1 protein-coding gene is annotated in these 2,485 nt (G+C 34.0%); it reads right to left on the minus strand.

Translation table 11 applies throughout. The annotated features are described in order from the left end of the window. Positions 1–2,485, minus strand: a 2,485-nt coding sequence (uvrA, locus tag VK998_RS10635; RefSeq protein ID WP_325228105.1) for an excinuclease ABC subunit UvrA, incomplete at both ends; no start/stop codon positions are given.

The raw sequence follows: 2,485 nt of genomic DNA on the forward strand, positions 1-2,485 counted from the left end.
CTCCTTCTACTAATTGGTCTAATACCTTAATTAACTTATGGATATCTGCCATATGGAGACCTGTTGTTGGTTCATCTAGTATATAGATGGTTTTTCCCGTACTCCTTTTACTTAATTCTGTAGCCAATTTAACCCTTTGGGCTTCTCCACCAGATAGTTCTGTTGAGGATTGGCCTAGTTTTACATATCCTAAACCTACATCATATAATGTCTGTAGTTTTCTTTTTATTCTAGGTATGTTTTCAAAGAATTCTAGGGCTTCTTCTACAGTCATCTCCAATACATCAGAAATGGTCTTTCCTTTATATTTAACCTGCAATGTCTCCCTATTATACCTTTTGCCTTTACATACTTCACAGGGCACATATACATCGGGTAAGAAATGCATTTCTACCTTTAATATTCCATCTCCTTTGCAGGCTTCACATCTTCCACCTTTTACATTGAAACTAAATCTACCTTTAGCATATCCTCGCATCTTGGCTTCTGGTGTCATAGCAAATACATCCCTTATATGGTCGAATACTCCTGTGTAAGTGGCAGGATTAGATCTAGGAGTTCTACCAATGGGAGATTGGTCTATTACTATTACCTTGTCTAAATGTTCTAATCCTTTAATTTTTTTATGTTTTCCTGGTTTTATTTTTGCTCCATTTAATTTTTGGGCAAGGCTTTTGTATAATATTTCGTTTACCAAAGTACTCTTTCCAGAGCCAGATACACCAGTTACACAAGTGAAAACTCCAAGGGGAAATTTCACATTTAATTTTTTTAGATTATTTTCCTCTCCCCCAATGACCTCTACCCAATTGCCATTGGGTTCAGTCCTTTTAGCAGGAATTTCAATAGTCTTTTCCCCAGATAGATATTGACCAGTAATAGATTTTGGATTATCCTTTATTTCATCTATAGTCCCTTCAGCTACTATATATCCTCCATGAACTCCTGCTCCGGGTCCAATATCCACTATATGGTCTGCACTATACATAGTATCTTCGTCATGCTCTACTATTATAAGAGTATTACCTAAATCCGTTAAATTCCTTAAAGTTTTCAAAAGCATTGCATTATCCCTTTGGTGTAATCCAATGCTTGGTTCGTCTAATACATAAATTACTCCTACAAGACTTGAACCAATTTGTGTAGCTAACCTAATCCTTTGGGATTCTCCTCCAGACAAAGTTCCTGCATTTCTAGATAAGGTAAGATAATTTAATCCTACATCCCTAAGAAAAGATAATCTTTCCCTTATCTCCTTTAGTACTTGTTCTCCTATCAATCTTTGTTTTTCATCAAGTTCTAGATTCTCAACAAAATCTATTGCTTTTGCTATGGATAGATTAGTAAATTCTGAAATATTTAGCCCTCCTACCCTCACCGCCAATACTTCCTCTTTTAGCCTATGTCCTTTACATTTAGGGCAAGAAATTTCTGTCATATAATCATCTATTCTACTTTTCATATAATCTGAATTAGTTTCCCTATATCTTCTTTCTAAATTGGGGATAACCCCTTCAAATTTTCCTTTATAACTTCTAATGCCATCTTGATAATGGCTATGAAATTTAAAACTAATAGTTCTTTTTGTCCCATATAATAGTTCATCTAAAAACTTTTTAGATGCATCTTTTAAAGGAGTATCCATGTCAAAACCATTATCTTCCGCCAAAGTTTTAAATATCTGATAATAATAAGTAGATTCATTGGCAGTATTGAAGGGAGCAATTCCCCCTTCATTTATACTCAATTCTGGATTTGGTATAACTAATTCCTTATCTACTTCCTTATGATAACCTATTCCATTACAGTTAGGACAGGCTCCAAAAGGTGAGTTAAAAGAGAACATTCTCGGAGACAATTCTTCTATAGCTACACCACAATCAGGGCAAGCTAACTTTTGGCTAAACATTATCCTTTCCTTATCTATTACATCTACTATAACCAATCCATCTGCTAATTTTAATGCAGTTTCCAAGGAATCAGCTAATCGTCCTTCTATACCTTCTTTGACTATTATTCTATCTACTACTATTTCAATATCATGCTTTTTATTTTTTTCCATATTTATATCATCGGTTACCTCATACATTTCTCCATCTACTATTACTCTGACGAAACCTTCTTTTTTAATACCCTTTAATATATTTTTGTGTTCTCCCTTTTTACCCCTTACTACTGGTGATAGTATTTGAATCCTAGTCCTTTCTTCTAATTCCATTATCTTGTCTACCATTTGGTCTACCGTTTGACTAGTTATTTCCTTACCACATTTATAGCAATAAGGAATCCCTATCCTAGCATATAATAGCCTTAAATAATCGTATATTTCCGTTACTGTACCTACAGTAGACCTAGGATTTCTACTAGTAGTCTTTTGATCAATAGAAATAGATGGCGATAAACCTTCTATATATTCTACATCTGGTTTTTCCATTTGTCCTAAAAATTGTCTAGCATAACTAGAAAGACTTTCCACATATCTTCT

Source organism: Schnuerera sp., assembly GCF_035459645.1.
Taxonomy (GTDB): Bacteria; Bacillota; Clostridia; order Tissierellales; family Tepidimicrobiaceae; genus Schnuerera.